Here is a 24,166-nt window from a genome sequence, read left to right on the forward strand (position 1 = left end):
TTTTCATTGTGTGATTTTCCACACAACGCCATCAGGATGCACCCGCGCCCGCGACCTTTCACCATAGCGGAACCCCTTCACAGGAGAACCGCCACATGGCACAGGATTATCACCACGGCGTGCGCGTTGAGGAAATCAACGAGGGCACCCGAACCATCACCACCGTCAGCACCGCGATTGTCGGGCTGGTCTGCACCGGCGACGACGCCGACGCGGCCACCTTCCCGCTTAACCGCCCGGTGCTGTTAACCGACGTACTCACCGCCAGCGGCAAGGCCGGGGAATCCGGTACGCTGGCCCGTTCACTGGACGCCATCGCGGACCAGTCAAAACCCGTCACCGTCGTTGTGCGCGTTCCACAGGGCCAGACCGAAGCGGAAACCACCGCCAACATTATCGGCGGCGTGACCGACGGCCAGCGCACCGGCATGAAGGCGCTGCTGGCCGCGCAGTCCGTGTGCGGCGTAAAGCCCCGCATTCTGGGCGTGCCGGGTCACGACACCAAAGCCGTTGCCACCGAGCTGCTGAGCGTGGCGCAGAGCCTGCGCGGCTTTGCCTACCTGTCAGCGTACGGCTGCAAGAGCGTTGAAGAGGCGATTGCCTACCGTGCCAACTTCAGCCAGCGCGAAGGGATGCTGATCTGGCCTGACTTTATCAGCTTTGACACCGTGCTGAAGGCGGACGCGACGGCCTACGCCACCGCGCGCGCGCTGGGGCTGCGTGCAAAAATCGACGAGCAGACCGGCTGGCATAAGTCCCTGTCAAACGTCGGCGTGAACGGCGTCACCGGCATTTCAAAAGACGTTTTCTGGGACCTGCAGGATCCGGCCACCGATGCGGGCCTGCTGAACCAGAACGACGTCACCACGCTAATCCGTAAAGACGGCTTCCGCTTCTGGGGTTCCCGCTGCCTCAGTGATGACGCGCTGTTTCAGTTTGAGTGTTACACCCGCACCGCGCAGGTGCTGATGGACACGATGGCAGAAGCGCAGATGTGGAGTGTTGACGGTGCGCTGAACCCGTCGCTGGCCCGCGACATCATCGAGAGCATCCGCGCGAAGCTGCGCAGCCTGGTGAATCAGGGCTATCTGATTGGCGCGGACTGCTGGCTGGACGAGAGCGTGAACGACAAGGACACGCTCAAGGCGGGCAAGCTGCTGATCGATTACGACTACACGCCGGTGCCGCCGCTGGAAAACCTGCTGCTGCGTCAGCGCATCACCGACCAGTATCTGGTCGATTTCAGCAGCCGCGTCAGCGCATAAGGAGACGGAAAGATGGCATTACCCCGCAAACTCAAGCACCTGAACCTGTTCAACGCAGGCAACAACTGGCAGGGGCTGGTTGAGTCCCTGACGCTGCCAAAAGTCGCGCGCAAGTTCGAAAAGTATCGCGGCGGCGGCATGGCCGGTGCGGTGGACATCGACATGGGCCTGGACGACGGCGCGCTGGACACGGAATTTACCATCGGCGGCACTGAAGCCCTGCTGTTTAAACAGCTTGGCACCGAAACGGTGGACGGCATCCAGTTGCGCTTTACCGGCTCCATTCAGCGCGACGATACCGGTGAGGTGCAGGCGGTCGAGCTGGTCACGCGCGGACGCTATAAGGAGCTGGATTCCGGCGAATGGAAAACGGGCGAATCCAGCACCACGAAAGTGTCCGCAACCAACAGCTATGCAAAGCTGACCATCAACGGCGAGGTGGTTTACGAAATCGACATCGTGAACATGATCCACATCGTGGACGGCACCGACCTGATGGAAGCGCACCGCAACGCGCTGGGCCTGTAATCACACCGGCAGGCCGCGCGCCTGCCGCTTATCTCTCTTTTTAAAGGAATCGCATCATGACAGACAAAATTGCACCTAATGAAAAAGCCGTCGAGCTGGACACCCCGATCCTGCGCGGTAAAACCGAAATCACCTCCGTCACCGTGCGCAAGCCGCAGTCCGGTGCGCTGCGCGGTACACGCCTGCAGGCGCTGATGGACATGGACGTGAACGCCATGATGGTTGTGCTGCCCCGCGTGACCAGCCCGGCGCTGACAGCGCAGGAAATCAACGAGATGGACCCGGCGGATTTGCTGTCGCTGTCCGTTGAGGTTGTCTCTTTTTTGTTGCCGAAGTCGGCGCTGTCAGCTTTCCCGACGGCCTGACAATTGAAGATCTGGTAGCCGATATTGCTACCGTTTTTCACTGGCCGCCGCCGGTCATGTACGCGGAATCGCTGACGGACGTGCTGGAGTGGCGGCATAAAGCAATCCAGCGAAGCGGAGCCGGTGACGATGAGTGACACAAACCTGCGCCTGCAGGTGGTTTTAAGCGCGGTTGATAAAATCACGCGCCCCTTCCGCAATGCGCGCGACGGCTCGAAAGAGCTGGCCGCTGCGCTTAAGGCCAGTAAAGACGGCCTGAAATCCCTCAACGAGCAGGCGGGCCGCATTGATGGCTTTCGCAAAACGCGCAGCCAGCTTGCCATCACTGAAAAAAATCTGGCCGGTGCCCGGCAGGAGGCCGCCGCACTGGCGCAGCAGTTTGCCGCAACGAATCGCCCAACTGCGCAGCAGGCCAGGCTGCTTGAGCAGGCAAAGAGCCGCGCCAGCCAGCTGCAGCAGACCTATAACGGGCTGCGCCTGTCAGTGCAGCGCCAGCGTGAGGCGCTGAGCGCCGCCGGTATCGACACAAAGCAGCTGAGTGCTGCGCAGCGCCACTTGCGTACTGATGCACAGGCGGCAACAGGGGCAATTGAGCGTCAGCAGGCCGAACTGCGAAAGCTGGGCGAACGTCAGCAGAAGCTGGCCGCCATCCGGGCGCGTCATGAAAAACTGAACGAAACGCGTAACAAGCTGGCCGGTAACGGGGCGGGCATGGTTGCCACCGGCGTGACGACCGGCGTTACCCTGATGGCCCCTGTACGGGCCTATTCGGACTCGGAGAACGCCGCGACGCAGCTGGCCGCGTCCATGATGGGGCCGGGGGCAAAAGTACTGCCGGAGTACGAGCAGATTAACCGGCTGGCCGTAAGCCTGGGCGATAAGCTGCCCGGCACAACGGCGGACTTTCAGAACATGATGACCATGCTTCGCCGTCAGGGTATGACTGCACAGGCAATACTCGGCGGGCTGGGTGAGGCTACGGCGTATCTTGGCGTGCAGCTGCGTATGGCACCGACCGATGCGGCGGAATTTGCCGCGAAGCTGCAGGACGCCACGCAGACCAGCGAAAAGGACATGATGGCGCTCACCGACATTATCCAGAAGGGATTTTATGCGGGCGTCGATTCGGACAACATGCTGCAGGGCTTCTCCAAAATAGGCAGCGCGATGGATATCCTTCATCAGAAGGGCATCGACGCTGCGAAAACCTTTGCGCCGCTGCTGGTGATGGCCGATCAGGCGAGTATGGCCGGTGAGTCAGCGGGCAACGCCTACCGCAAGATTTTTCAGGCCACACTGAATAATAAAAAGATTGGCAAGGCAAACGACGCACTGGCGGGCACCGGCATCACGCTGAATTTTCAGAATAAGAAAGGTCAGTTTGCCGGGCTTGAAAACCTGTATGCGCAGCTGGCGAAACTCAGAAAAATGACGGACGACGGTAAGCGACAGTCCGTGCTGAATACCCTTTTTGGTGACGACGCCGAAACCCTGCAGGCGCTGAACATCATGATCAGCAAGGGGATAGAGGGGTACAGGGAAACAGCCGCAAAACTTGAGAATCAGGCTTCGCTGCGTGAACGTGTGGACGCCTCGCTGAAAACGCTGGCAAACCGCTGGGACGCGGCGGGCGGTTCATTCACGAATGCACTGTCCGCAATCGGTGCAACTATCGCCCCTGACCTCAAACGGCTGGTTGACTGGCTGGGCGACCTTGCCAGCGCCCTGGGTAATTTTGCGCAGCAGCATCCGCAGCTGACGGCAGCGTTGTTCAGGATGGCGGCAGGTTTCGCCATCGCCGTCACCGCAGTGGGTGCGCTATCACTGGCGGCAGCGGCCATTCTCGGCCCGCTGGCGCTGCTGCGCCTGAGCTGCAGCGTGCTGGGGATCAAGGCGCTGCCGGGGCTTGCTTCAGCCGCGTCACGGGCAGGCAGTATGTTCGGCTGGCTGGGAAGCGCCCCTCTGGGCCTGCTGCGGCGGGGAATGGGCGACACGGGAGGGCGCGTCAGCCTGCTGGCCGGGCCGCTTGCTTCACTCCGCGCCAGCGCAGGCATGGCGGGTAATGCGCTTAAGGCGGTGGCCGGTGCGCCACTGCGCCTGTTCAGGGGAGCCATGCGCGGCGTGTCCGCCGCTGCCGGAATGATGATGAACCCGGTAGCGGCAGGACGGGTGCTGCTGAGCGGTACAGGTCAGGTGCTGCGCTGGCTGGCGTCCGGTCCCGTGGCGGTGCTTCGCGTTGCGCTGACCGGCATTTCGTGGGCCATGGGCGCGCTGCTGAGTCCGGTCGGGCTGCTGGTCGCCGCGCTGGCAGGCGTGGCGCTGGTTGTCTGGAAATACTGGCAGCCGATTAAGGCGTTTCTCGGCGGCGTGGTTGAGGGATTCAGGGCTGCCGCCGCCCCGGTAAGTGAGGCATTTGCCCCGCTGAAACCGGTTTTTCAGTGGGTCGGGGATAAAGTGCAGGCGCTGTTCGGCTGGTTCCGCGACCTGCTGACACCGGTGCAGTCCACGGGGGCTGAACTGGACAGCGCAGCCGCGAAGGGTAAGGCGTTTGGTCAGGCGCTGGCCGATGGCCTCAGCATGGTGATGCACCCGCTGGACACGCTGAAATCAGGAGTGTCCTGGCTGCTGGATAAACTCGGCATCGTGACAAAAGAGGCGGCAAACGCGAAGCTGCCGGAGCACGTCACGCGCCAGCAGGCCGCCACGGTTAACGCGGGCGGAAAGGTGGTGCTGCCGCCGGGCGGGTTCCCGCGCATGTACGACACCGGCGGAAATATTCCGTCCGGCCACACCGGCATCGTCGGGGAAAACGGGCCGGAGCTGATCAACGGGCCAGTAAACGTGACCAGCCGCAGGCGTACCGCACGGCTGGCCGCAATGGCGGCGCTGGCGCTGGGCAGTGCTGCCGCACCTGCCACAGCCGCACCGCTGCATCCGCTGAGCCTGCCCGCACAGGCATACCGGCAGGACGCGCCGCGTCAGCCGTCTGCAGGCGCAGCCATGCCAGCGTTTAGCCTTCACGCGCCCATCACCATTGTGCAGCAGCCGGGTCAGAGCACTAACGATTTGCTTGATGAACTGATGCGCAGGCTTGAGGCAAAAGAGCGTCAGGCGCAGGCCCGCGCCCGCAGCAGTTACCGTGACAGGGGAGGATTTGAGGAATGATGATGACGCTGGGATTGTTTGTTTTCATGCTGAAGACGGTGCCGTATCAGGAACTGCAGTACCAGCGCAGCTGGCGCTTCCCGTCAAACAGCCGGGTAGGCGTGCGACCATCGCTGCAGTTTTTAGGCCCGGACAACGACACGCTGACGCTTTCCGGCGTGCTGCTGCCGGAGATTACCGGCGGCAGGCTGTCGCTGTTCGCGCTGGAGCAGATTGCGGAGCTTGGCCGCGCGTGGCCCCTCATTGAGGGCAGCGGGACAATTTACGGCATGTTCGTGATCGAGAGTCTTAACCAGACCAAAGCGGAGTTCTTCAGCAGCGGCGTGTGCCGCCGCATTGAATTCACGCTGACGCTTAAGCGCACCGATGAATCGCTGGGGGAAATGTTCGGCAGCCTCAGCGATCAGCTGTCTGCCATGCAGAGTGCTGCTACCACCGCCGCCGGTAAGGTCAGCGCCGCAGCGGGAGGGTTATTCTCATGATGACCAGCCCGTGGATCTCCGGCAAGCAGAATTCCCCCGCGTTTCGGCTGACGATGGACGGTGCAGACATCACGCAGAAGCTGGAAAAGCGCCTGCTGAGCCTGACGCTCACCGATAACCGGGGCTTTGAGGCGGACCAGCTGGACATCGAGCTGGACGACGCAGACGGCCAGCTGCAGCTGCCACGCCGGGGCGTCGTGCTTTCGTTGTCGCTGGGCTGGCAGGGAGAGGCACTTTTTCCGAAAGGCAGCTATACGGTTGACGAAATCGAGCACAGCGGCACGCCTGACCGGCTGACGCTCAGGGCGCGCAGCGCGGACTTCCGGGAGACGCTCAACATTAAAAGGGAGAAGTCCTGGCATAAAACCACGGCGGGCGAAATCGTCCGGGATATTGCCGGGCGGCATAAGCTGAAGGCGGCGATGGGTGAGGACATGGCGGCCGCAGAAATTGATCACCTTGACCAGACTAACGAATCCGACGCCAGCTTTCTGATGCGCCTGGCTAAACAGTGCGGCGCTGTGGCCTGCGTCAAGGACAGCAATCTGCTGTTTATCCGGCAGGGGCAGGGGAAGACGGCAAGCGGTAAGGTGTTGCCGGTCATTATTCTTCAGCGCAGGAACGGAGACGGCCACCGTTTCACGCTTGCGGACCGGGACGCTTACACCGGCGTAATTGCCAGCTGGCTGCATACACGCGAACCCGCAAAAAAACCGGTGGCAAAGGTTAAGCGCAGGCGACGTAAAACCACTGCAAAGAAGAAGGAACCGGAGGCGAAGCAGGGGGATTACCTGATCGGCACCGATGAAAACGTGCTGGTACTGAGCCGAACTTACGCAAACCGCAGTAACGCCGAACGCGCAGCCAAAATGCAGTGGGAGCGTCTGCAGCGGGGGGCTGCAACGTTTTCCATTCAGCTGGCAAAAGGGCGCGCTGATCTGCATACGGAAATGCCGGTGAAAGTTAGCGGGTTTAAGCAGCAGATTGATGCAGGGGAGTGGATCATCACAACGCTGACGCACAGCCTGAGTGCTGACAGCGGATTTACAACAAGCATTGAATTGGAAGTGAAAATAGACTCATTAGAGATGGAATGAGAACTATCTCAATTGGGGTTTTGTGTGTATGATTCAACCAAAATGAGATTGGGTGAGGGTTATCAGATGATGAATTGTCCGTTGTGCGGGAACTCAGCCCACACAAGAAGTAGTTTTCAGGTTTCAAAAACCACAAAAGAGCGTTATAACCAGTGCCAGAATATAAACTGCAGTTGCACTTTCAAATCACATGAAACTGTCTCTGAAATTATCATGAGTCCTGGGACTATTAAGCCCGTTCCACCTCACCCGGACAGGAATCTTCAAGGTGGCCTGTGGTTGTAAGATTAGCCCGCTCTGCGGGCTTATAATTCTGAAGTTCGTGAATCAATGAAGGCCTTGCTTTTATCAGCATTAAATGGACCAATCTGTTTACACTCCTTTCCCCCGCCGTCGAACTCAAATCCCTGATCTTGTTTTGAATTCCAGATACGCATTGAAGTAATTATGTTTTCATCCCAAGGATGCACAAAAATCGTATTGCAGATGCCAGAAAAAAAGAAATAGGCCGTTTCTTTATTTATCACAGGTTTTCTGAGAGATAGCGTAAGCACGCCATTACGCAATGAATAGTTATCGAACTGATAAGTTTTAAGGGTTTTTTCTACATAGTCAGGAATTGGGGAAGCTACCGCACTGAAAGCTGTTAACAACACAGAAATTGCTAAAAGTAATTTTTTCATGTTCGCACCTTCATGTGGACTATGAGTAAAAATCTGCTGCCATTTTGCTGCCAACGGTCGAGTGTGTAAACAAAAAAGCCACCATCAAGGGTTGCTTAACTGCATGATTTACATCACTAAATTTGGTGGCCCCTGCTGGGTTTGAACCAGCGACCAAGCGATTATGAGTCGCCTGCTCTAACCACTGAGCTAAGGGGCCAGCGGAGCGGGGATTATAAAGTATCTCTTCAGGGCGATCCAGCACTCAGCCACCGGTTGCTGAAATAAGCAGCAGTGATTTACCTGCTGATTTCTATACCAATTTGTATAACCGTGCTGTTGAAGTCGCAAAATGGCACGGATAATGCGTCTCCATACGTTAAGCCAAACCGGACGTCAGGTGCTACGATGGATGACTGAATCAGTTCTGACGATAATGAGCCGCAGCGCGATCTTGCGAAAGATAGGGGCTATCGCGCCACGCGCCCGATCGTAGTTGTGCCACATCAGCAGATCCTCCCGCGCTGAAATGGGTTACCGCCTCCTTTGTGTCGAGGCCGGCAAGTGCGATGTCCACCCTATCATCAACCCCCATCAGCATTTCAGCCGGGGGTTCATTAATCGGCTGTCCTGCACGGTCAAAAATTTCGGTGCCGCCAGGCATCACTGCCTGTTCCTGCACGCCGCTCTCTGCACGTTCACGTTACATAGCGCGCGAGCGCGCGTCAGACTCAGCACGTAAAATTTGGTAGCGTTATAGGCGCCGTCGAAAATCTCATGCATCAGCGATAGCACCGAGGCGATATTGATGATGATGCCGTGCTCACACGCTTAGCCTGGCCAACCGCTTGTGCCAGATGGGTTGGCGCCAGAATTATTAATGCCAGCATGCTGTTGGTGCGCGTGATGTCTGCCTGCAGAATCTCACCTTCAACATTCATGCCCGCGTTGTTCGCCAGATCCGTTTCCACGCGTTGCAGAACCTGCTCGTACGTTAAGTCACCTGCCATCACCGTCACCTGAATATCGTGCCGTTACGCCAGGGCATCTGCCAGAGGGGTAAGTCGCGCCTGATCCCGCGCCACCGCGATCAGATCATAACCACGTGCTGCCAGTCACTTTGCATAGGTTGCACCAATACCGCTGGACGTGGCGGTGATTAAAGCTGTGCCAGATTGTGACATTTTCCCTTCCATCATATTTTCCATCTGGCTGGAATATGATGAGCGTAATAATTACTATAAAAGCCAGAAGCACCGCAGCTAAAACCGCAGGAGATAAAATGGAGAAGCAGAGCAGCAAAGTGCATACGCGCCAGCGTATCCTGAGCGAGGCGGTACGCGTGATCCGAGAAACCGGCACCAAAGGAATCAGTGTGGCGGCACTGATGAAGCGGGTCGGTCTGACACACGGCGGTTTTTATGCGCATTTTGCATCACGCGAGGCGCTGGTTGAGGAGGTGCTGAAGCATATGTTTCATGAAGCCAGTACCTTTAAGCCCGCTGTCTCCGTAACCCAGCCAGCACCGAAGCTGGCTGGGTTTATTGATCGCTATCTCTCCGAAGCACACCGCAATGCTCCGGCGCAGGGTTATCCGCTGACGGCTCTGGTGAGCGAAGTGGCGCATCTTTCACAGCCGACGCGGCAGCTCTTCGCGCAGGGCGTTGATGCGTTGCACACCAGCCTGATATTGCAACGCAGTCAAGCTGCCCTTAAGCAGCGCACGCTGGAGCTAATGGCATGAGTGGACACGCTATCCGCGATATCCTCATCTCGGACCTCGATGTGCTGTTCTGTGGTATTAATCCGGGTCAGTCAACCGCCCATCAGGGATATCATTTCGCGCATCCTGGCAATCGCTTCTGGAAAGTGATTCATCTGGCCGGATTCACCCGGCAGCAGCTGAAGCCTGAAGAGGAACTGCGCTTAACGGAAACCGGCTGCGGCATCACCATGCTGGTTGAACGGCCCACGGTACAGGCAAGTGAGCTAGCGCCTGACGAGTTGCGGGATGGCGGTAAACGCCTGATGGAAAAGGTGCTGGATTATCAGCCCGCCGCGCTGGCTATCCTGGGTAAAGATGCGTTTCGTCGCGCTTTTAAGCAGAGCAAGGTCGAATGGGGCAAGCAGCCGATATGTATGGGGAAAACCAACGTGTGGGTGTTGCCGAATCCCAGCGGACTTAATCGCGCATCACTGGATCAGATGGTACAGGCTTATCGTCAACTGTATGTGGAACTGTATCCGGGTGAGCAACTGAAGCTGAGCAGGGCGGGGGAGAGCGATTGCAGGCAGGCATAAAAAACCCCGGCGAACCGGGGTGTTGTCGGACTTAATCGTCGAGGAAGCTGCGCAGCACTTCCGAACGGCTCGGATGGCGCAGTTTGCGCAGGGCTTTCGCCTCAATCTGACGAATACGCTCACGCGTCACGTCGAACTGTTTGCCCACTTCTTCCAGCGTATGGTCCGTGTTCATATCGATACCGAAACGCATGCGCAACACTTTTGCTTCACGCGCAGTCAGGCCAGCCAGCACATCGTGGGTGGCAGAACGCAGGCTCTCTGAGGTAGCTGAATCCAGCGGCAGCTCCAGCGTTGTGTCTTCGATAAAATCGCCCAGATGTGAATCTTCATCATCACCAATCGGCGTCTCCATAGAGATCGGCTCTTTAGCGATTTTCAGCACTTTACGGATTTTATCTTCTGGCATCAGCATACGTTCAGCCAGCTCTTCCGGCGACGGCTCGCGACCCATCTCCTGCAGCATCTGGCGCGAAATACGGTTGAGCTTGTTGATGGTCTCAATCATATGCACCGGAATACGGATGGTACGCGCCTGGTCGGCGATAGAGCGGGTAATAGCTTGACGGATCCACCAGGTCGCATAGGTCGAGAACTTGTAACCACGGCGATATTCAAACTTATCTACGGCTTTCATCAGGCCGATATTACCTTCCTGAATCAGGTCAAGGAACTGCAGACCGCGGTTGGTGTATTTCTTCGCAATCGAAATAACCAGACGCAGGTTAGCTTCCACCATCTCTTTCTTGGCGCGACGCGCTTTGGCTTCACCGATCGACATGCGACGGTTAATATCTTTAACCTGTTCAATGGTCAGGCCGGTCTCTTCTTCAACCTGCGCCAGTTTCTGCAGGGAACGCATGACGTCATCCTGCACTTCCAGCAGTTTTTCAGACCACGGCTTGTTCATCGCCAGAGCAGCTTTAAACCAGCTTTCGTTGGTTTCGTTGCCGGTAAACAGTGTGATGAAGTTTTTCTTCGGCATTTTGCACAGCTCAATACAGAGCTTCATGATCAGACGTTCCTGAGTACGGACACGTTCCATCATGGTGCGCATGCTGCCTACCAGGTAATCGAACTGCTTCGGTACCAGGCGGAACTGTTTAAAGACGTCGGAGAGGTTCTGGATTTCGGCAACGGCGGCAGCATGACTGCGACCTTTGGTTTTGATCACGCTACGGGTGGCTTCATACTGCTTACGCAGATCAGAAAACTTCTCGCGCGCCAGTTCCGGGTCGATTGAGTTATCGTCGTCGGAGCTGTCGTCATCCTCTTCATCTTCTTCTTCGTCGTCATTACGATCGGCTTCAGAGAGTTCAGAACCCACGTGCGTTGCCGTTGGGGCCAGGTCTTCTTCTGCGTTAGGATCGACGAAACCGGTGATCAGATCGGAGAGGCGTGATTCGCCTGCTTCAACTTTGTCATACTGATCCAGCAGGTAAGTAATGGCCTCAGGATATTCGGCAACAGAACACTGAACCTGGTTGATACCGTCTTCAATACGTTTAGCGATGTCGATTTCGCCTTCACGCGTCAGCAGTTCAACGGTACCCATTTCACGCATATACATGCGAACCGGATCAGTAGTACGCCCGATTTCAGATTCAACGCTGGATAACACCTGAGCGGCAGCTTCCGCGGCATCTTCGTCAGTATCAGAGCTGTTTTCGTTCAGCATCAGATCGTCGGCATCCGGGGCTTCTTCAACCACCTGAATACCCATGTCGTTAATCATCTGGATGATGTCTTCGATCTGATCTGAGTCGACGATATCTTCCGGCAGATGGTCATTGACCTCAGCATAGGTCAGATAGCCTTGCTCCTTACCACGGGTGACAAGAAGCTTGAGCTGTGACTGCGGGTTTTGCTCCATAAGACGGTATCCACACTTCTGTTAATTAGATTGGTGTCGGTCGGCAGCGCGCCAACAATAAGCAGTAAAGGCGTTTAATTCTTGCCGCTGCCTTCGTCGCGGCGTGGGCTTTGCCCATCAGTAATCGGCACTTAAGCCGCTTGTATAAATTTTGGTGTTCGTGGCCTGGCTTACTCGCCATTCTGTTCCCCAGTAGTGCTCACTTTCCTCACGTACTTCAGTACGCTTCGGAAGCTGTGCGCTGGCGGTGACCAGACTGGCTTTGACGCCGACGGCCTTAAATTATCGTGCTGCTGGCTATTTCGGTGCTGATAGAACTCACCGTAGCGAAACAGCTGGCGTCACTGCACTAAAAAGGCAAGCCGCCCTTTCATCTGTCAGAACGGGCAGCATGCTGAAAACACTTATTTTCGGGCGAACGCCTGACTGAGTGTCCAGAGTTCACGGCGCTCATCGGCGCTCAGTCCCTGGGTGCGTTCACGCGCAATCAAAAATTCCAGGCGCTCTTCAAGAGCAGCATCGTAGATGCTGGCCAGCGAGTCCTGAAATACCGCTTCGGCTTCTTCATCTACTATCATGTGGTTCCAGATCGCCAGCGTTTCAAGCGCCTGACTAAAATTTGTTCCGCGATATAACTCTAGTAGCTGACCGGTGGTCAATCCAGGATTCTCATTACAACGGCCCACTAATTCAATAAATAGTGGTAAACCCGGCATTTTTGAATCAGACAACCCATCAAGCGAAGGCACTATGGTCGCCAGTTGCGGGTTCTGAATCAGCAACGCAATCAGCACGCGCATGGTAGTACGTTTCAGCGGTGGCGCAACCGGCGCGGTTCCGCTTGCGGCAAGCTTCGGCATCAGCTTTTCAAGCTGATTGTCGTCCAGAATACCCAGTTTATTCCCCAGTTCCTGACGTAGATAAATACGTAAGGTCTCACCAGGGATCTGCGTAATCAGCGGTAAAGCCAGCGTGCTCAGGCGCGCTTTTCCGTCGCGTGAGCTCAGATCCACCTGCGGCAGCAGGCTATCAAATAAAAACGAAGAGAGCGGCATCGCCTGCTCCATCCTTGCTTCGAAGGCGATTTTACCCTCTTTGCGTACCAGCGTATCCGGGTCTTCACCCTCGGGTAAAAACATAAAGCGTAGCTGACGCCCATCATTCATGTAAGGCAATGCGGTTTCAAGCGCACGCCATGCTGCTTCGCGACCAGCCCGATCGCCGTCGTAACAGCAGATTACGGTGTCGGTACTGCGAAACAGCAACTGAATATGTTCAGCAGTGGTTGAGGTGCCTAGTGACGCGACGGCATAATCTATTCCGTACTGCGCCAGCGCAACCACGTCCATGTATCCCTCGACCACTAACAGGCGGGCGGGTTCAGGATGGTTTTTTACTACTTCATAAAGACCATAGAGCTGGCGGCCTTTATGGAAAATCGGTGTTTCCGGCGAGTTCAGATACTTCGGTATTTCGTTACCCAGCACGCGTCCGCCAAAACCTATGACGCGGCCACGCTTATCGCGAATCGGAAACATGACGCGGTCGCGAAACCGGTCATAGGTACGGCCTTTGTCATTGCTGACCAGCATGCCCGCTTCCATCAATGACTCGCGGTCTTCCGATTGCTTACCAAAACGCTTGAGAACGTTATCCCAGCCGGCTGGTGCGTAACCGATGGCGAAATGATTGATGATGTCGGCACTCAGACCACGACGATCCAGATAGTCGCGTGCTGGTTGCGCGCTGGATTGCTGCAGACCCTGCTGATAAAAACCGTTCAGGTTCTCCATCAGCTGATACAGGCTCTGGCGCTGATGGCGTTCCATCTGGCTTGGCCCGCTGCCTGCTTCGTAAGGCACGTCTAAACCGTGGGAAGTGGCTAACTCTTCAATACTTTCAACAAACTCCAGACGATCAAAGTTCATTAAAAAGTCGATAGCGTTGCCGTGTGCACCACAGCCGAAACAATGATAGAACTGCTTTTCGCCGTTTACAGTGAAAGAAGGCGTTTTTTCATTATGGAAAGGACAGCACGCATGGAAATTCTTGCCCTGCTTTTTCAGCTTAACGCGGGCATCGATAAGATCCACGATATCCGTGCGGGCAAGTAAATCGTTGATAAATACGCGTGGAATTCGTCCAGCCATACGCCCCAGATTTTCAGCTCATAAACGGCAACAAGCCGCGCTTCCTTTCGGAAAGCACGGCCTTTTACTTGACTCTGTCTGCGTGAATCACGCGGTGGAGGCGAACCCCCGGAACGGCTTAGTACAGACGAGTGCGGCGTGCGTTTTCGCGAGCCAGTTTTTTGGCGTGACGCTTAACTGCTGACGCTTTGGCGCGCTTACGTTCGGTAGTCGGTTTTTCATAGAACTCACGACGACGAACTTCAGCCAGAACGCCTGCTTTCTCGCAAGAACGCTTGAAGCGACGCAATGCTACGTCAAATGGCTCGTTTTCACGTACTTTAATTACCGGCATGTAACTCTCACCTCGATAAAATTCGGTTTTTGCTGCTGACTGCGGCGCCAGCACATTTCAAAATGGTGCAGCATTTTACTCCAACTCAAGTTGGTTTGTAAAGCACCAAGGATAATTTGAAACCAACAGGAGCGTTTGCCTGTGCGGCTGCCGGTTTTTCCAGGGGCGGGAGTATAGCGCACTCTTTAGCCGACAGAAAATGACTTTTTGCACGGGATGCCCGCGCTGCACATCCAATTGCTGTGATAAACTGCGCGCCGCAAGAATGAGGTGATGCAATGCGAATTCTGGGTATTGAAACGTCGTGCGATGAAACCGGCATCGCAATCTATGATGATGAGGCCGGATTACTGGCTAACCAACTCTACAGTCAGGTAAAACTGCACGCCGATTATGGCGGTGTGGTGCCGGAACTGGCCTCACGTGATCACGTGAGGAAAACTGTGCCGTTGATTCAGGCGGCGCTGAAAGAGGCCGGGCTGGAACCGCAGCAGATCGACGCGGTGGCTTACACTGCCGGTCCTGGACTGGTCGGTGCGCTGCTGGTCGGTGCCACCATTGGCCGCGCCCTGGCGTTTGCCTGGAAAGTGCCCGCGGTGCCGGTCCATCATATGGAGGGTCACCTGCTGGCGCCGATGCTGGAAGAGAATCCACCGGAATTTCCTTTTGTCGCACTATTGGTGTCGGGCGGACATACACAGCTGATCAGCGTCACTGGCGTCGGTGAATATGCGCTGCTGGGTGAATCAATTGATGATGCCGCGGGTGAAGCCTTTGATAAGACGGCGAAGCTGCTCGGTCTGGATTATCCGGGCGGCCCTATGCTGTCGAAGATGGCGCAGCAGGGGACGGCAGGACGTTTTACGTTCCCGCGTCCGATGACCGATCGTCCGGGTCTGGACTTCAGTTTCTCTGGTCTGAAAACCTTTGCCGCCAATACGATTCGCGCCAATTCGGATGATGCACAGACGCGTGCCGACATCGCCCGCGCATTTGAAGATGCGGTTGTAGACACGCTCTCAATCAAATGTAAGCGTGCGTTGGATCAGACCGGTTTTAAGCGTCTGGTGATTGCCGGTGGCGTGAGCGCCAATCGTACTCTGCGTGAGCAGATGGCGACCCTGATGCAAAAGCGCGGCGGTGAAGTGTTCTACGCCCGCCCGGAGTTCTGCACGGATAACGGTGCGATGATCGCGTATGCGGGCATGGTGCGGTTAAAAGGCGGAACGCGGGGAGAGTTAAGTGTCAGCGTGCGACCGCGCTGGCCGCTGGCAGAACTACCCGCCATCTGATGTGAAAAAAGCCGGCTTGCCGGCTTTTTTATGGCTGAGATTTCTTTTTACGCTTCCAGATTTTGCCTTCCTGACCTCGCCATAGCCGCTGAATATTATCGTGATGACGCAGCAGGATCAGACAGGAGAGCATGGAAACCGGGAAGGTGAACTGCGGTTTGAACCACCAGACATAAAAAGGCGCAATCAGCGCGCTGACGATGGCACCTAACGATGAGTAGCCGCTAAGTAAGACCGTTAACAGCCAGGTGCCGGTGACCAGCCCGGTTAAGTCCCAGCCAATTGGTGCAATCGCGCCGAACGCCGTTGCCACGCCTTTGCCACCGCGAAAGTGAAAGAATACCGGGTAGATATGACCCAGACAGGCGGCAATGGCGGTCAGGCCGAGATAGAGCGGGGTAACGTGCATCAGCCAGGCCAGCCAGACCGGCACCATCCCTTTCAGCACATCAAACACTAATACGCTGGCTGCTGCGGCTTTACCGCCCAGACGCAGCACGTTGGTGGCACCGGGGTTCCCGGAACCGTGTGTGCGGGGATCGGGCAGGCCAGCGAGTTTGCACACCAGAATCGCACTGGAAATCGAACCGCAAAGATACGCGAAAATAATCATACCAAGCGCGAAAGCACTCATAACACCGTACCGTTCCCTTTAGGGTCGTTTTGATCTCATCAACCGTGGATAATACGCATAATCCGCCGGAAGTGGTATCCGGCTTAGCCAAAAACAGAGACCCTCATCATGGATATCGTATTTATAGAACAACTCACGGTGTTCACCACCATTGGCGTTTATGACTGGGAACAGGGCATACAGCAGAAGCTGGTGCTCGATGTCGAAATGGCCTGGGATAACCGTCTGGCGGCCAGCAGCGACGATGTGAAAGATTGTCTCAGCTATGCGGATGTCTCCTCAGCAATTCTGACGCATCTCAACGGCGGTCGTTTTGCCCTGGTTGAGCGGGTTGCTGAAGAAATCGCGGATCTGTTGATGAACCGTTTCAATTCGCCTGGTGTGCGCATAAAGGTAAGCAAACCGGGCGCTGTAGCCCAGGCGGCGCAAGTTGGCGTGCGAATTGAGCGCGGGACTATTCCTAAATAACCATGATGTGATTGCCATCACAATGAAACCAAACCAAATTACTGTCTGTCATAGCGTGGGCCGTTTCGTTACAGCAGGCGAAAAGGTGTAAACCATAAGGTTTAATTCAGGCTAATAGCGGCATGATTTCAGGCGATAGCCACGTGCTACCGCCTTTTTGATGGTTTTGAAACGGATAGAGGGAACATTTGATGGCAGATATTCATCAGCTTTGGGTAGCTGCAATCCTGGGCCTTGTGGAAGGGCTTACCGAATTTTTACCGGTCTCTTCCACAGGGCACATGATTATAGTGGGTCACCTGCTGGGCTTTGAGGGCCAGAAAGCCGAGACCTTTGAAGTTGTGATCCAGTTAGGATCAATTCTGGCTGTGGTAGTAATGTTCTGGCGCCGCCTGTTTGGCCTGATCGGCATCCACTTTGGCGAAGTCAGACATGAAGGTGTCGGCACCGGTCGTCTGTCGCTGATCCATATCCTGTTAGGTATGGTACCGGCGGTGGTGGTGGGTCTGGTGCTGCACGATCAGATCAAAACGCTGTTTAATCCGATCAACGTGATGTACGCCCTGGTGGTGGGGGGTGTGCTGCTGCTGGCAGCAGAGTACCTCAAGCCAAAACAGCCGAAAGCGGTGGGCGTCGATGATATTACCTATCGTCAGGCGTTTATGATTGGCTGTTTTCAGTGCTTAGCGCTGTGGCCGGGCTTCTCACGTTCTGGTGCGACCATCTCTGGTGGGATGCTGATGGGCGTGAGCCGCTATGCAGCGTCGGAGTTCTCTTTCATCCTGGCGGTGCCAATGATGATGGGTGCGACCGTACTGGATATGTACAAGAGCATCGGCTTCCTGACAATGGCGGACTTCCCGATGTTTGCGGTGGGCTTTGTGACGGCATTTATCGTGGCGCTGATCGCGATTAAAGCCTTCCTTGAGCTAATTAAACGCATCTCTTTTGTGTCTTTTGCCATTTACCGCTTTATTGTGGCGGCTGCGGTTTACATGATCTTCATGTAAACGCCGGGCAGCCTGCTGGTCAGGCTACCTGATCGCCAGACCCTGCGCGACGGCGTTAATCCGTCGTCGCGTTAATTCTTCCCGCACTTCCGCTCCTTGAAAGCCCGCCTCGACCACCGCTTTTGTCGGCACCGACTGCGCCAGTGCAAACGCACGACGCAGATAGTCGCCTTGCGGATAGGCCATGCTCTCCAGTCCTGCACGCCCGCGGGCATCTGCTTCGCTGGTCAGCGCCATCTGCTCAACGCGCCGGGGCTTACGCCAGGCATCGATCCGGTCAAACAGCCCCACCAGCGAGGCCGCGGATTGCCGTTCAATGGTGTGCACCACGTCGTGAAATTCGGTTACGATCAGCGCCAGATCGCGAATTGCGTTTGGCACCCGCAGTCGCTGGCACAACGTCTCGACCAGCGGAACACCGGCCAGGCCATGACCGTGGTGGCTTGGCCACAGCTCAGGTGGCGTCAGGGCCTTGCCGACGTCATGGAACAGCGTGGCGAAGCGCACATCAATCTCACTGGAGAGCGCGGCGGCCATCGCCAGTGTCATCAGCGTATGAACACCGGTATCGATCTCCGGGTGCCACTTAATCGGCGCAGGAATACCAAACAGATTATCCAGTTCAGGAAACAGCACCTGCAACGCTCCGCAGTCGCGCAGCACCTGAAAATAGACCTGCGGATTACGGGCGCTCAGCGCCTTTTCCGTCTCTTTCCATACCCGTTCGGCAGTCAGATTCGCCAGTTCGCCGCTTTCTGCCATCTGCTGCATCAGCAGCTGGGTTTCGGGGGCAATACGAAAGTTGAGGTGGGCAAAACGCGCAGCAAAGCGCGCGACCCGTAATACCCGGAGCGGGTCTTCACTGAAGGCGTCAGAGACGTGACGCAGCAGGCGCTGGGCGATATCACGCTGGCCATGCCAGGGGTCAACCAGCTCCCCGTTTTCAGCCTGCGCGATAGCATTGATGGTGAGATCACGACGCTGTAGGTCTTGCTCCAGGGTCACATCGGGCGCGGACCAGGTGACAAATCCGGTGTAACCCTTCCCGTTTTTCCGTTCGGTACGAGCCAGTGCATACTCTTCACGACTGACGGGATGCAGGAAAACGGGAAAATCGCGGCCAACCTGTTGATAGCCCTGCTTAAGCATGGCATCGGGCGTGGAACCGGTTACCACCCAATCTTTGTCTGTAACCGGCAGATTCAGCAGCGCATCACGCACCGCACCGCCAACAAGAAACGTCTTCACGCAAAACTCCAGAGAAAAAGAAATGGCCTGCACGCCGGGCGCATCCCGCGCCTGAAAGCAGCGGTGCATCTCATTTTATTGTTGCACAGATTCCCCGGATTGCAGACATGCCAAAAAGAGGATCCTGCGATCCCCTGATCAGATTCGACAGAAGGGTGTCAGTTCATCCAGCGATCGCTTTTCTTACGGCTCGGCAGCATGTGCGGCAGTAATAGTCCCAGCAGCAGGCCAACGCCCAGTACGCCGCCGCCATACATAAACCACTGCATGATGATGGTACGCTGCTTATCATCCAGCTGCACGTTAGCGGCGCTGACTTTCTTCTGCGCGACGATCAGCTCATTTTTCAGCTTCTGATTTTCGCCTTTTAGCCCGTTGATCACGCCGTCGCTGCTGGCGACTTTGTTCTGCATCTCAGCAGTGCGCTGGTTCCAGCTGTTGTCGATGTTATCCAGTTTGGCCGTCAGATCTTTCACCTGCTGCTCAAGTTGCGGCACGCGGGTGCGCAGGCTCGGATTCGCGCTGAGCTGCGACAGGGGGATCCAGGTGGTGCGGCCTTCCGAGTCACGGATCTGCCCGTAATGGGTGTCATTATTGGTCTGTAACAGCTGCACCTCTTCCCCGGCGTTCAGCTTACCGAGCAGGCGGAATTGATCGCCCGGTCCGCTACGTACCCAGGTCGAAAGTTCATCAGAAACATAGCGTTTTTCGTCGGCATGGGCAGGTGAAAGGGGGCTAAGGGCCAGCAAAGTGAGTCCAGCAAGTGTGATTTTTTTCATTCGATTTCGTTTGGCTTAATCTGACTAAAAATTTACCGGCACAGTCTGGAGAGGCCTCGCATAAATCTGAATGAGAACTATCCTGGTCTCATGAGAGTGCAAAAAGGTCTGCGAAAGAGCAAAGAAAGCAGAGACAGCGCGGCTTCTGTGCATTAATCTTCGCCTGATAACCCCTTGCCCTCCAGGCGACAGCGTGAGTAACCTGCTGATAAGCGCCTGAAATATGCAGGAAACATCCTCTAAAGTGCCAGCGGCGTAGTGAATAAAAAATTATGACCATCGAAATCGAACTAAAGTTCATTGCAACTCCACAGGCGGCTGGGAAACTGGCTGAACGGCTCTCCACTCTGCCGCATCAGCATCTGGCTGCTCGCGAGCTGACTAACATCTATTTTGAAACCGACGACAACCAGCTGCGACGCTGGGATATGGGATTGCGTATCCGTGGCGTCGACCAGCGGTATGAAATGACGCTGAAAGCCGCCGGTCAGACGCTCGGCGGGCTGCATCAGCGTCCGGAATATAATGTTGAGCTCAGCGAACCCGTGCTGGATATTGCGCGTCTGCCCGCAGAAATCTGGCCACAGGGCACGGATGTCGCCGCACTGCAGCCGCGCTTACAACCGCTGTTCACCACCCATTTCCAGCGCGAGGTCTGGCTGATTACCACAGGCAACAGTGAAATTGAAGTGGCATTTGATCAAGGCGAGGTAGCGGCGGGTGAGTTCAGCGAACCGCTGTGCGAGATCGAACTGGAACTGAAACGTGGTGAGCGCCAGGATCTGCTGGCCTTTGCGCAGCAGCTGGTGGCGCTGGGCGGCCTGCGTATGGGCAGCCTGAGCAAAGCCGCTCGCGGCTATCAGCTGGCGCAGGGTAATCCACCGCGGCAGATAGAGGCTTTCCCGCTGCTGAAAGCAGTAGCCAAAGCCACCGTAGAACAGGGTATGGTCGCCGCGATGTCGGCGGGGCTCCGTCACTGGCAATATCATGAAGAAGTCTGGCTGCGCGGCAACGCGGCAGCCCAGAATGCGGTGCGCGAAGCGCTGGACCTGTTGCGTCAGGCGTTCAGTTTGTTTGGCGCACTGGTGCCACGCAAAGCGAGCAGTGTCCTGCGTCAGCAGCTGACCATGCTGGAAGAGACGCTGGTGAATGAAGAGCAGGATGTGACCACTTTCTGCTTATCTTCGCTTTCAGTTGAGACTCAGCTGGCACTGACACACTGGCTGGCTGAATCCCAGTGGCGTCAGTGGATCGATCTCAAAGGTGAAAGCAAGCTGCAGGGGTCGTTTAAGCGCTTCAGCGACATCATGCTGAGCCGCGTTAATGCCGACCTGAGAGAGACGTTCATCACGGTAAAACAGCCCAATGAATATCAGGACAAAGCCAGCCGTCTGGCGCGTCAGCTGCTCACGGTGCATCTGCTGGCCGGATCCTATCCCGCGGAAACGGTTATGGCCTGGCTGGAACCCTGGCAGCAACTGCTGTCGGCGATTCATGAAAAGCAGATGTCCGGGTTAGCCTGGCTGGCGATGCAGGCGCTGAAACAGCAGCCGTTCTGGCTCACCAGCGGCGCTGGCCGCTAACGGGCATTCCGTCATGCTATCAAGGAGGGATTTATGTTGTCACCACTTCCCGCGTTGCTTCGCGACCAGGCCGACCAGGCCGCCCGACAGCTTGGCGTTCCGCTGGCTTCGCTCAGCGCGGAGCAGACCGCCGGGCTGGCTTTCAGCGATTTTGTGCTGGAAAACCTGCAACAACATCCCGACTGGTGGCAGACGATGCTCGACCAGCCGCCACAGCCTGATGAGTGGCAACACTATTCTGCGTGGCTGAATCAGGCGCTGAACGTGGTCGACAGTGAAGCAAGCCTGATGCGCGAACTGCGGCTGTTTCGCCGCCGTATGCTGGTGCGTATCGCCTGGATGCAGGCTCTGCAACACGCCACGACCGAACAGAGCCTGCAGCAGCTCAGTGTATTAGCCGAGGTTCAGATTAGCCGGGCGCGTGACTGGGTTTATCACGATTGCTGTCGCGATTTTGGCACACCCTGTAATGTGGACGGCGATGCGCAGCCGATGCTGATTCTGGGCATGGGCAAGTTGGGCGGCGGCGAACTCAATTTTTCTTCTGATATCGACCTGATTTTTGCCTGGCCAGAAAACGGCACCACGCGAGGCGGACGGCGTCAGCTCGACAACGCTCAATTCTTTACTCGCATGGGCCAGCGGCTAATCAAGGTGCTGGATCAACCAACCATGGATGGCTTTGTCTATCGGGTAGATATGCGGCTGCGCCCGTTTGGAGACAGCGGCCCGCTGGTAATGAGTTTTGCCGCGCTTGAAGATTATTACCAGGAGCAGGGGCGCGACTGGGAACGTTACGCCATGGTCAAGGCGCGGCTGATGGGCGATGACCACGATCGCTGGAGCCTGGAGCTGCAGCAGATGCTAAGGCCATTCGTTTACCGGCGTTACATTGACTTCAGCGTGATCCAGTCGCTACGTAATATGAAAGGGATGATCAGCCGCGAAGTCCGGCGACGCGGGCTGAAAAACAATATCAAGCTGGGCGCGGGCGGCATCCGTGAAACGGAATTTATCGTGCAGGTGTTCCAGCTGATTCGCGGCGGGCGTGAACGCTCGTTGCAGCTGCGTGCATTACTGCCAACGCTGGAGGCGATCAAAACCCTGTCCCTGTTGCCTAATGAGCAGGCCGATGCACTGCGTGAAGCCTACCTGTTCCTGCGGCGGCTGGAAAATCTGCTGCAAAGCCTGGGCGACGAGCAGACCCAGACTCTGCCAGAGGATGCGCTGCATCGCGCCCGGCTGGCATGGGCGATGAATTGTGCCGACTGGACTTCCCTGATGACCCGGCTCGACAGCCAGATGGCGGCAGTGCGGGCCATCTTTGACGAGTTGATTGGCGAAGATACTCCGGAAATTGGCGATCAGCGTGAGCTGGCGGAGTTTCAGGTGCTGTGGCATGACCAGCTGGAGGAGAGCGAGCTGGCCCCACTGGTGCCGCAGCTCAGCGACGATCAGCGGCTTACGCTGCATCAGACGCTGGAGGCATTTCGTCAGGATATCAATCGGCGCACCATCGGCCCGCGTGGTCGCCAGGCGCTGGATCAGCTGATGCCGCGTCTGCTCAGCGAAGTCTGCCCGCGTGAAGATGCGGCTGTGACGCTCAGCCGCCTGACGCCGCTATTGCTCGGCGTGCTGACCCGCAGTACTTATCTGGAGCTGTTGACCGAATATCACGGTGCGCTCCGTCACCTGATTCGCCTGTGCGCCGCCTCACCGATGGTGGCCAGCCAGCTGGCGCGTCACCCATTATTGCTGGATGAACTGCTCGATCCCGCCACGCTCTATCAGCCGACCGCTACCGATGCCTATCGCGATGAGCTGCGGCAGTATCTGCTGCGCATCCCCACCGAAGATGAAGAACAGCAGTTGGAAGCGGTGCGGCAGTTTAAGCAGGCACAGCATCTGCGTATTGCTGCCGCCGACATTGCCGGCACGTTGCCGGTGATGAAAGTCAGCGACCATCTCACCTGGCTGGCTGAGGCGATTATCGAATCCGTGGTGCGGCAGGCATGGAATATGATGGTGCAACGCTACGGTCGCCCTTCACATCTGAGTAATGAACATGAACGCGGGTTTGCGGTGCTGGGCTACGGCAAACTGGGGGGCTGGGAGCTGGGTTACAGTTCCGACCTCGATCTGGTCTTTCTGCATGACTGCCCGGCAGACGCGGTGACAGAAGGGGAGCGCAGTATCGATGGCCGTCAGTTCTATCTGCGCCTCGCCCAGCGCATCATGCACCTCTTCAGTACCCGTACCTCCTCCGGCATTCTCTACGAAGTAGATGCGCGGCTCCGTCCATCCGGCGCGGCGGGCATGCTGGTCAGTACGTTTGGGGCTTTCGAAGAGTATCAGCGTAGTGAGGCCTGGACCTGGGAGCATCAGGCGCTGGTCCGGGCACGCGTGGTGTTTGGCGAGGCGGTACTCGGTGAGCGTTTCAACGTCATTCGTCAGGCGATTCTGTCGCTACCACGGACAGCGACAATGCTGCAAACCGAAGTGCGTGAGATGCGTGAAAAAATGCGTGCTCACCTCAGCAACAAACATAAAGGTCGCTGGGATATCAAAACCGACGCGGGCGGCATCACCGATATTGAATTCATCGCCCAATATCTTGTCTTATGCTACGCGGCTGAGCAGCCTGAACTGACGCGCTGGTCTGACAATGTGCGCATTTTTGAGCTGATGGCGAAGTACCATAAAATGCCCGCCGATGAAGCACAGGTTCTGACGCAGGCTTATGTGACGTTGCGTGACGCATTGCACCATCGCGCGCTGCAGGAGCTGCCTGGTCACGTTGAGCCAGAGGCGTACGCAGCAGAGCGGCAGACAGTTCTGAACAGCTGGCAACGCTGGCTGATAGCGCCTGCGTCTATCCTGGCGTGATGCTGATAGCACAAATCGCAACTGTGCTATTATCCGCGCACTAT

At 56.6% G+C, this 24,166-nt stretch carries 24 protein-coding genes and 1 tRNA gene; 15 read left to right on the plus strand and 10 right to left on the minus strand.

Features of this window, described 5'->3' with window-relative positions; all coding sequences use genetic code 11:
- Positions 1-95 precede the first annotated feature (95 nt).
- From WFO64_RS11060 to WFO64_RS11095, 8 genes are all read left to right on the plus strand, one after another.
- Complete coding sequence (locus tag WFO64_RS11060; RefSeq protein ID WP_336748605.1) at positions 96-1,265, plus strand: phage tail sheath protein; 1,170 nt, start codon at positions 96-98, stop codon at positions 1,263-1,265.
- A gap of 12 nt (positions 1,266-1,277) precedes the next feature.
- Positions 1,278-1,793: a phage major tail tube protein gene (locus WFO64_RS11065; RefSeq protein ID WP_337011622.1), complete on the plus strand. Its 516-nt coding sequence runs from the start codon at positions 1,278-1,280 to the stop codon at positions 1,791-1,793.
- Between the two features lie 56 nt (positions 1,794-1,849).
- Positions 1,850-2,158, plus strand: a complete 309-nt coding sequence (locus WFO64_RS11070) for a phage tail assembly protein (protein ID WP_061063398.1) — start codon at positions 1,850-1,852, stop codon at positions 2,156-2,158.
- Positions 2,159-2,160: 2 nt separating this feature from the next.
- On the plus strand, positions 2,161-2,295 hold the full coding sequence (locus WFO64_RS11075) for a GpE family phage tail protein (RefSeq protein ID WP_105399974.1): 135 nt from the start codon (positions 2,161-2,163) through the stop codon (positions 2,293-2,295).
- Complete coding sequence (locus WFO64_RS11080) at positions 2,288-5,323, plus strand: phage tail tape measure protein (protein ID WP_337011626.1); 3,036 nt, start codon at positions 2,288-2,290, stop codon at positions 5,321-5,323. Before WFO64_RS11075 ends, WFO64_RS11080 begins: the two co-directional genes overlap by 8 nt.
- Entirely contained in the window at positions 5,320-5,805 is a 486-nt protein-coding gene (locus tag WFO64_RS11085; RefSeq protein WP_337011628.1) for a phage tail protein, read from the plus strand. Before WFO64_RS11080 ends, WFO64_RS11085 begins: the two co-directional genes overlap by 4 nt.
- Positions 5,802-6,902, plus strand: coding sequence for a phage late control D family protein (locus tag WFO64_RS11090; RefSeq protein ID WP_337011630.1), 1,101 nt, complete (start codon positions 5,802-5,804; stop codon positions 6,900-6,902). The genes WFO64_RS11085 and WFO64_RS11090 overlap by 4 nt, the downstream gene beginning before the upstream one ends.
- Before the next feature lie 66 nt (positions 6,903-6,968).
- Positions 6,969-7,187, plus strand: a complete 219-nt coding sequence (locus WFO64_RS11095) for an ogr/Delta-like zinc finger family protein (RefSeq protein WP_071888693.1) — start codon at positions 6,969-6,971, stop codon at positions 7,185-7,187.
- A gap of 20 nt (positions 7,188-7,207) precedes the next feature.
- On the opposite strand, the gene WFO64_RS11100 is transcribed toward WFO64_RS11095, so the two are convergent.
- The 4 genes from WFO64_RS11100 to WFO64_RS11115 form a co-directional block, all read right to left on the minus strand.
- Positions 7,208-7,585 carry a hypothetical protein gene (locus tag WFO64_RS11100; protein WP_337011632.1) on the minus strand — a complete coding sequence of 126 codons (378 nt, stop codon included), beginning with the start codon at positions 7,583-7,585 and terminating at the stop codon, positions 7,208-7,210.
- 123 nt (positions 7,586-7,708) lie between these two features.
- A tRNA-Ile gene (locus tag WFO64_RS11105) sits at positions 7,709-7,784 on the minus strand.
- A gap of 201 nt (positions 7,785-7,985) precedes the next feature.
- Positions 7,986-8,246, minus strand: coding sequence for a hypothetical protein (locus WFO64_RS11110; RefSeq protein WP_337011634.1), 261 nt, complete (start codon positions 8,244-8,246; stop codon positions 7,986-7,988).
- 100 nt (positions 8,247-8,346) lie between these two features.
- Complete coding sequence (locus tag WFO64_RS11115) at positions 8,347-8,574, minus strand: hypothetical protein (RefSeq protein ID WP_337011635.1); 228 nt, start codon at positions 8,572-8,574, stop codon at positions 8,347-8,349.
- A 272-nt stretch (positions 8,575-8,846) separates the two neighbouring features.
- Here WFO64_RS11115 and WFO64_RS11120 point away from each other — a divergent pair, with 272 nt between their 5' ends.
- Both WFO64_RS11120 and mug read left to right on the plus strand, forming a co-directional pair.
- Positions 8,847-9,308: a TetR/AcrR family transcriptional regulator gene (locus tag WFO64_RS11120; RefSeq protein WP_337011637.1), complete on the plus strand. Its 462-nt coding sequence runs from the start codon at positions 8,847-8,849 to the stop codon at positions 9,306-9,308.
- Positions 9,305-9,865, plus strand: a complete 561-nt coding sequence (mug, locus tag WFO64_RS11125; RefSeq protein WP_337011639.1) for a G/U mismatch-specific DNA glycosylase — start codon at positions 9,305-9,307, stop codon at positions 9,863-9,865. Before WFO64_RS11120 ends, mug begins: the two co-directional genes overlap by 4 nt.
- Positions 9,866-9,896: 31 nt before the next feature.
- Here the strand turns inward: mug and rpoD are convergent, their stop codons facing one another.
- The 3 genes from rpoD to rpsU all read right to left on the minus strand — a co-directional run bounded on the left by rpoD (position 9,897) and on the right by rpsU (position 14,222).
- Complete coding sequence (rpoD, locus tag WFO64_RS11130; protein WP_337011641.1) at positions 9,897-11,738, minus strand: RNA polymerase sigma factor RpoD; 1,842 nt, start codon at positions 11,736-11,738, stop codon at positions 9,897-9,899.
- A gap of 404 nt (positions 11,739-12,142) precedes the next feature.
- Positions 12,143-13,888 carry a DNA primase gene (gene dnaG / locus WFO64_RS11135; RefSeq protein WP_337011643.1) on the minus strand — a complete coding sequence of 582 codons (1,746 nt, stop codon included), beginning with the start codon at positions 13,886-13,888 and terminating at the stop codon, positions 12,143-12,145.
- A 118-nt stretch (positions 13,889-14,006) separates the two neighbouring features.
- Positions 14,007-14,222, minus strand: coding sequence for a 30S ribosomal protein S21 (gene rpsU / locus WFO64_RS11140; protein WP_001144069.1), 216 nt, complete (start codon positions 14,220-14,222; stop codon positions 14,007-14,009).
- A 278-nt stretch (positions 14,223-14,500) separates the two neighbouring features.
- Here rpsU and tsaD point away from each other — a divergent pair, with 278 nt between their 5' ends.
- Positions 14,501-15,514 (plus strand): tRNA (adenosine(37)-N6)-threonylcarbamoyltransferase complex transferase subunit TsaD, encoded by a 1,014-nt coding sequence (tsaD, locus tag WFO64_RS11145; protein ID WP_337011645.1) that lies wholly within the window; start codon positions 14,501-14,503, stop codon positions 15,512-15,514.
- 28 nt (positions 15,515-15,542) lie between these two features.
- On the opposite strand, the gene plsY is transcribed toward tsaD, so the two are convergent.
- Entirely contained in the window at positions 15,543-16,148 is a 606-nt protein-coding gene (gene plsY, locus WFO64_RS11150; RefSeq protein WP_337011647.1) for a glycerol-3-phosphate 1-O-acyltransferase PlsY, read from the minus strand.
- A gap of 108 nt (positions 16,149-16,256) precedes the next feature.
- Here plsY and folB point away from each other — a divergent pair, with 108 nt between their 5' ends.
- On the plus strand, positions 16,257-16,616 hold the full coding sequence (gene folB / locus WFO64_RS11155; protein WP_013359068.1) for a bifunctional dihydroneopterin aldolase/7,8-dihydroneopterin epimerase: 360 nt from the start codon (positions 16,257-16,259) through the stop codon (positions 16,614-16,616).
- A 191-nt stretch (positions 16,617-16,807) separates the two neighbouring features.
- Positions 16,808-17,626 carry an undecaprenyl-diphosphate phosphatase gene (bacA, locus tag WFO64_RS11160; protein WP_337011649.1) on the plus strand — a complete coding sequence of 273 codons (819 nt, stop codon included), beginning with the start codon at positions 16,808-16,810 and terminating at the stop codon, positions 17,624-17,626.
- A gap of 24 nt (positions 17,627-17,650) precedes the next feature.
- Here bacA and WFO64_RS11165 read toward each other — a convergent pair whose 3' ends face one another.
- A complete protein-coding gene (locus WFO64_RS11165) occupies positions 17,651-18,874 on the minus strand; it encodes a multifunctional CCA addition/repair protein (RefSeq protein ID WP_337011651.1) in 1,224 nt (407 codons plus the stop codon).
- A 158-nt stretch (positions 18,875-19,032) separates the two neighbouring features.
- Positions 19,033-19,653, minus strand: a complete 621-nt coding sequence (locus WFO64_RS11170) for a TIGR04211 family SH3 domain-containing protein (protein WP_337011653.1) — start codon at positions 19,651-19,653, stop codon at positions 19,033-19,035.
- A 272-nt stretch (positions 19,654-19,925) separates the two neighbouring features.
- Here WFO64_RS11170 and WFO64_RS11175 point away from each other — a divergent pair, with 272 nt between their 5' ends.
- Positions 19,926-21,236, plus strand: a complete 1,311-nt coding sequence (locus tag WFO64_RS11175) for a CYTH domain-containing protein (RefSeq protein ID WP_337011655.1) — start codon at positions 19,926-19,928, stop codon at positions 21,234-21,236.
- Positions 21,237-21,269: 33 nt separating this feature from the next.
- Positions 21,270-24,122, plus strand: a complete 2,853-nt coding sequence (gene glnE, locus WFO64_RS11180) for a bifunctional [glutamate--ammonia ligase]-adenylyl-L-tyrosine phosphorylase/[glutamate--ammonia-ligase] adenylyltransferase (protein ID WP_337011657.1) — start codon at positions 21,270-21,272, stop codon at positions 24,120-24,122.
- The last annotated feature ends 44 nt before the right edge of the window (positions 24,123-24,166 follow it).

The organism is Pantoea sp. AS142 (genome assembly GCF_037152305.1).
Lineage (GTDB): Bacteria > Pseudomonadota > Gammaproteobacteria > Enterobacterales > Enterobacteriaceae > Pantoea.

What these genes read in the sequence shown, in the direction of transcription:
- dnaG (WP_337011643.1), bottom strand. Translation starts at nt 13,888, where the DNA reads ATGGCTGGACGAATTCCACGCGTATTTATCAACGATTTACTTGCCCGC.
- WFO64_RS11090 (WP_337011630.1), top strand. Translation starts at nt 5,802, where the DNA reads ATGATGACCAGCCCGTGGATCTCCGGCAAGCAGAATTCCCCCGCGTTT.
- rpsU (WP_001144069.1), bottom strand. Translation starts at nt 14,222, where the DNA reads ATGCCGGTAATTAAAGTACGTGAAAACGAGCCATTTGACGTAGCATTG.
- glnE (WP_337011657.1), top strand. Translation starts at nt 21,270, where the DNA reads ATGTTGTCACCACTTCCCGCGTTGCTTCGCGACCAGGCCGACCAGGCC.
- WFO64_RS11080 (WP_337011626.1), top strand. Translation starts at nt 2,288, where the DNA reads ATGAGTGACACAAACCTGCGCCTGCAGGTGGTTTTAAGCGCGGTTGAT.
- WFO64_RS11065 (WP_337011622.1), top strand. Translation starts at nt 1,278, where the DNA reads ATGGCATTACCCCGCAAACTCAAGCACCTGAACCTGTTCAACGCAGGC.
- mug (WP_337011639.1), top strand. Translation starts at nt 9,305, where the DNA reads ATGAGTGGACACGCTATCCGCGATATCCTCATCTCGGACCTCGATGTG.
- tsaD (WP_337011645.1), top strand. Translation starts at nt 14,501, where the DNA reads ATGCGAATTCTGGGTATTGAAACGTCGTGCGATGAAACCGGCATCGCA.
- WFO64_RS11120 (WP_337011637.1), top strand. Translation starts at nt 8,847, where the DNA reads ATGGAGAAGCAGAGCAGCAAAGTGCATACGCGCCAGCGTATCCTGAGC.
- folB (WP_013359068.1), top strand. Translation starts at nt 16,257, where the DNA reads ATGGATATCGTATTTATAGAACAACTCACGGTGTTCACCACCATTGGC.
- WFO64_RS11100 (WP_337011632.1), bottom strand. Translation starts at nt 7,585, where the DNA reads ATGAAAAAATTACTTTTAGCAATTTCTGTGTTGTTAACAGCTTTCAGT.
- rpoD (WP_337011641.1), bottom strand. Translation starts at nt 11,738, where the DNA reads ATGGAGCAAAACCCGCAGTCACAGCTCAAGCTTCTTGTCACCCGTGGT.
- WFO64_RS11085 (WP_337011628.1), top strand. Translation starts at nt 5,320, where the DNA reads ATGATGATGACGCTGGGATTGTTTGTTTTCATGCTGAAGACGGTGCCG.
- WFO64_RS11060 (WP_336748605.1), top strand. Translation starts at nt 96, where the DNA reads ATGGCACAGGATTATCACCACGGCGTGCGCGTTGAGGAAATCAACGAG.
- WFO64_RS11115 (WP_337011635.1), bottom strand. Translation starts at nt 8,574, where the DNA reads ATGGCAGGTGACTTAACGTACGAGCAGGTTCTGCAACGCGTGGAAACG.
- bacA (WP_337011649.1), top strand. Translation starts at nt 16,808, where the DNA reads ATGGCAGATATTCATCAGCTTTGGGTAGCTGCAATCCTGGGCCTTGTG.
- WFO64_RS11170 (WP_337011653.1), bottom strand. Translation starts at nt 19,653, where the DNA reads ATGAAAAAAATCACACTTGCTGGACTCACTTTGCTGGCCCTTAGCCCC.
- plsY (WP_337011647.1), bottom strand. Translation starts at nt 16,148, where the DNA reads ATGAGTGCTTTCGCGCTTGGTATGATTATTTTCGCGTATCTTTGCGGT.
- WFO64_RS11175 (WP_337011655.1), top strand. Translation starts at nt 19,926, where the DNA reads ATGACCATCGAAATCGAACTAAAGTTCATTGCAACTCCACAGGCGGCT.
- WFO64_RS11070 (WP_061063398.1), top strand. Translation starts at nt 1,850, where the DNA reads ATGACAGACAAAATTGCACCTAATGAAAAAGCCGTCGAGCTGGACACC.
- WFO64_RS11095 (WP_071888693.1), top strand. Translation starts at nt 6,969, where the DNA reads ATGATGAATTGTCCGTTGTGCGGGAACTCAGCCCACACAAGAAGTAGT.